Source organism: Aurantiacibacter odishensis (assembly GCF_003605195.1).
Classification (GTDB): domain Bacteria; phylum Pseudomonadota; class Alphaproteobacteria; order Sphingomonadales; family Sphingomonadaceae; genus Alteraurantiacibacter; species Alteraurantiacibacter odishensis.
The window spans coordinates 1-4,546 of the sequence record NZ_QYOS01000011.1 but is presented as its reverse complement, the minus strand read 5'-3'; the positions used below and the strand labels follow the sequence as shown (position 1 = coordinate 4,546).

At 63.2% G+C, this 4,546-nt stretch carries 3 protein-coding genes; all 3 read right to left on the bottom strand.

The genetic code is table 11. The annotated features are described in order from the left end of the window. The coding region (locus D4Q51_RS00155; protein ID WP_120075345.1) for an acetyl-CoA carboxylase biotin carboxylase subunit at positions 1 to 1,292 on the bottom strand (1,292 nt) is incomplete at its 3' end. Beyond that, positions 1,292 to 2,581 (bottom strand): O-acetylhomoserine aminocarboxypropyltransferase, encoded by a 1,290-nt coding sequence (locus D4Q51_RS00150; RefSeq protein ID WP_120075342.1) that lies wholly within the window; start codon positions 2,579 to 2,581, stop codon positions 1,292 to 1,294. The genes D4Q51_RS00150 and D4Q51_RS00155, both read right to left, overlap by 1 nt. An 18-nt stretch (positions 2,582 to 2,599) precedes the next feature. Beyond that, positions 2,600 to 4,546, bottom strand: a 1,947-nt coding sequence (gene scpA / locus D4Q51_RS00145) for a methylmalonyl-CoA mutase (RefSeq protein ID WP_120075340.1), incomplete at its 5' end; no start/stop codon positions are given.

Below are 4,546 nucleotides of genomic sequence, written 5' to 3'. Positions count from 1 at the left end.
TTGTGGCCAAGCCCTTCCAGTTCCACCGCGTCCAGCGCCGCAATCTGAAGGTCTGCCGCCTCGTCGCGCGTCCTGCCCCATGTCACCAGCTTGGCGATCATCGGATCGTAGAAGATCGACACCTCGCCGCCTTCCTGCACACCTGAATCGAACCGCACACCGTCCACACCGCGAAGGTCGCCCGCCCACGGCTCGACCGGGGTGGCATAGCGCACCAGTCGCCCGGTGCTGGGCAAGAAGCCGCGATAGGGGTCTTCGGCATAGATGCGGTTTTCGATCGCCCAGCCGTCGATGCCGATATCGTCCTGGCTCATCGGCAGCTTTTCGTCCGCCGCCACGCGGATCATGTATTCCACCAGATCAATACCGGTGATGGCTTCGGTGACGGGATGCTCCACTTGAAGTCGGGTATTCATTTCGAGGAAGTAGAAGCTCTCCCCCGTCGGGTCCGCGCCCGACACGATCAGTTCCACCGTCCCTGCCGAGTGATAGCCCACGGCCTTGCTGAGAGCGACGGCCTGCTCGCCCATCTTGCGGCGCATTTCGGGCGTGACGAAGGGCGACGGCGCTTCTTCCACCACCTTCTGATGGCGACGCTGGATAGAGCACTCGCGCTCATTCAGATACAGCACCGTGCCGTGCTTGTCGCCCAGCACCTGTATCTCGATATGGCGCGGGTCCTCGATGAACTTCTCGATGAACACGCGGTCGTCACCGAAGGAGTTGAGGCCCTCGCGCTTGGTCGCCTCGAACCCTTCCTCCACGTCCTTGTCGTTCCATGCAAGCCGCATGCCCTTGCCGCCGCCGCCTGCGCTGGCCTTCATCATCACCGGATAGCCGATTTCGTTGGAGACTTTCAGCGCCTCTTGCGTCGTATCGATGGCATCTTCGGAGCCGGGCACGGTGTTGACGCCCGCCTGCTTGGCCAGCTTCTTGGACTCGATCTTGTCGCCCATCGCGGCAATCGCGCTGGCTGGCGGGCCAATGAAGGCGATGTTCTCCGCCTCCAGCGCCTCGACGAAACTGGCGCGTTCGGAGAGGAAGCCATAGCCCGGATGCACCGCCTCGACCCCGGTCTGCTTGCAGGCGGCGATGATCTTGTCGGCGAGCAGGTAGCTCTCATTGGCAGGTGGCGGCCCGATGTGGACGGCCTCGTCCGCCATCTGCACGAAAGGCGCGCGCGCATCGGCATCGGAATAGACCGCCACGGTCTCGATACCCATGGCCCTGGCCGTCTTGATGACTCGGCACGCGATCTCGCCGCGATTGGCGATGAGGATTTTCTTGAACATCAGATGTTTGCCAAGCCTTTCTCGAGATCGGCAATGATATCGTCGACATGCTCGATGCCGACGGAAATGCGAACGACGTCCGGCCCTGCGCCTGCTGCCACCAGCGCATCGCCTTCCAACTGGCTGTGCGTGGTGCTGGCAGGGTGGATGATCAGCGAGCGCGTGTCGCCGATATTGGCGAGGTGGCTGAACAGCTCGACGCCCTGCACCAGTTTCACACCTGCCTCGTAGCCGCCCTTCAAGCCGAAGGTGAACACTGCCCCGCCCTTGCCGCCAAGGTACTTGTCGGCAAGCGGCTTGTATTTGTTGTCGTCCAGCCCGGCGTAGTTGACCCATTCGATCTTTTCGTGCGCCTCAAGCCACTTGGCCACCGCCAGCGCGTTTTCGCAATGCCGCTCCATCCGCAGCGCCAGCGTCTCCATGCCGGTCAGCGCCAGCCAGGCGTTCTGCGGGGCCATGGCCGGACCAAGGTCGCGCAGGCCCAGCACGCGGCAGGCGACGATGAAGGCTAAGGGTCCGATAGGCTCCAGCGCGTCGACCAGCACTGCGCCGTGATAGCTGCCGTTGGGCTGGGTCAGGCTGGGGAACTTGTCGCCCTGTGCTTTCCAGTCGAACTTGCCGCTGTCCACAATTACGCCGCCAATCGCATTGCCGTGGCCGTTCAGAAACTTGGTGGTCGAATGCGTCACGATATCCGCGCCGTGCTCGAACGGGCGGCACAGCGCCGGGCTGGCCATGGTGTTGTCCACGATCAGCGGCACCCCGCCCTCGTGTGCGATATCGGCGATGGCCTGGATATCGGTGACGACGCCGCCCGGATTGGCTAGGCTTTCGATAAAGACGCAGCGCGTCTTGGCGTCCATAGCCGCGCGCACGTTCTCGATATCGTCGGTATCGACGAAGCGGGTTTCCCAGCCGAACTTGCGGAAGCTTTCGCCCATCTGGTTGAGCGATCCGCCATAAAGCTTCTTCGCCGCGACGATATTGCAGCCCGGCTCCATCAAGGTGTGGAAGGCGATCAGCTGCGCCGCATGGCCCGAAGCGACCCCAAGCGCCCCCACGCCGCCCTCGAGCGCGGCAATCTTCTGCTCCAGCGCATCGTTGGTGGGGTTCATGATGCGGGAGTAGATGTTGCCGAATTCTTTCAGGGCGAACAGGTTCGCCGCGTGTTCGGCATCGTTGAAGACGTAGCTCGCCGTCTGGTAGATCGGCGTGATCCGCGCATTGGTTGTCGGATCAGGCTGCTGCCCGGCGTGGATGGTGAGCGTTTCGATTCTATGGTCGGTCATGTCCTCTCCCCTCGCGGCCTATTCGGCAGCTTCCATTTCGTCGTCGGCAGGCGGCATGTTGTGGCCGAGCAGCCTTAGCAGGTCTGCGGCTGCTTCCACCACGTTGGTGCCGGGGCCGTAGATACCCTGCACGCCGGCCTTTTTCAGGATGTCGTAGTCCGTCTGCGGGATTACGCCGCCTGCCACCACCTTGATATCGGCGCGGCCTGCATCCTTCAGGTGTTCGATCAGTTCCGGGATCAGCGTCTTGTGACCGGCGGCCAGCGATGATGCGCCCACGGCGTCCACCTCGTGCTCCAGCGCCATCTTCGCCGTTTCCTCGGGCGTCTGGAACAGCGGGCCGCTGATCACCTCGAACCCCATGTCGGCAAAGGCAGATGCGATCACGTTGGCGCCGCGATCGTGCCCGTCCTGACCCATCTTGGCGACGAGGATACGGGGCTTGTGATCAAGGCGGCGGCCCACGGCCTCCACCCCCTCCACCACCTGCGCGTAACGCGCGTCGCCTTCGTAGGCGCTGGAATAGACGCCCTTCACCGGCGTGGGGATCGTGTCGTAGCGACCGAAGGCCTTCTCCATCGCGGCGGAGATTTCGCCCAGTGTCGCATCGTGGCGCGCGGCTTCCACGGCCAGCGCAAGCAGGTTGTCGTTGCTTCGAGCACCTTCGACCAGCGCCTCGAGCGCCGCCTGGCAAGCGGCTTCGTCGCGGCCTTGGCGCACCTTCTCGATGCGGGCGACCTGCGATGCGCGGACCTTGTGGTTGTCGATATCGAGCGTATCGATCGGGTCTTCCTCGGCCTTGCGGTACTTGTTGACGCCGACGATCACCGTCTCGCCCTTGTCGACCTTGGCCTGCTTCTCGGCAGCGGCGGATTCGATCGCCGCCTTGGGCGCGCCGCTGGCGACGTAGGCGGTCATGCCGCCAGCCTCGTCGACTTCGGCCAGCAGTTCGCGGGCCTTGTCGGCGATCTGTTTCGTCAGCGCCTCGATATAGTAGCTGCCACCCAGCGGATCGGCGACGTTGCAGATGCCCGTCTCTTCCTGGATCACGAGCTGCGTGTTGCGCGCGATCCGGGCTGAGAAGTCGGTCGGCAGCGCAATGGCTTCGTCCAGCGCATTGGTGTGCAGCGACTGCGTGCCGCCCAGCACGGCAGAGAGCGCCTCCAGCGTCGTGCGGATCACGTTGTTGTAGGGGTCCTGCTCCTGCAGCGATACGCCCGAAGTCTGGCAGTGCGTGCGCAGCATCTTGGACTTCTCGTTCTTCGCGCCAAGCTCGGTCATCACCTCGTGCCACAGCAGGCGCGCGGCGCGCATCTTGGCGATCTCCATGAAGAAGTTCATGCCGATGCCCCAGAAGAACGACAGGCGCGGCGCAAAGGCGTCGATATCGAGCCCCGTTTCCATCGCGCGCTTGGCGTATTCCTTGCCGTCGGCAATGGTGAAGGCGAGTTCCTGCACCGCCGTCGCCCCTGCCTCGTGCATGTGATAGCCGCTGATCGAGATCGAGTTGAAGCGCGGCATGTGCGCAGATGTGTAGGCGATGATGTCCGACACGATCCGCATCGATGGCGCTGGCGGATAGATGTAGGTGTTGCGGACCATGAACTCCTTCAGGATGTCGTTCTGGATGGTGCCGCTGAGCTTTTCCTGGCTGACCCCCTGCCGCTCTGCCGCCACGATGTAAAACGCCATGACCGGGATCACTGCCCCGTTCATGGTCATCGATACGCTCATTTCTTCCAATGGGATCTGATCGAACAGGATCTCCATGTCGCGCACGGTATCGATGGCGACACCCGCCTTGCCCACGTCGCCGCGCACGCGCGGGTGATCCGAATCGTAACCGCGATGCGTGGCAAGGTCGAAAGCGACCGAGAGGCCTTTCTGACCCATCGCCAGGTTACGGCGATAAAAGGCGTTCGATTCCTCCGCCGTCGAAAAGCCCGCATACTGCCGGATCGTCCA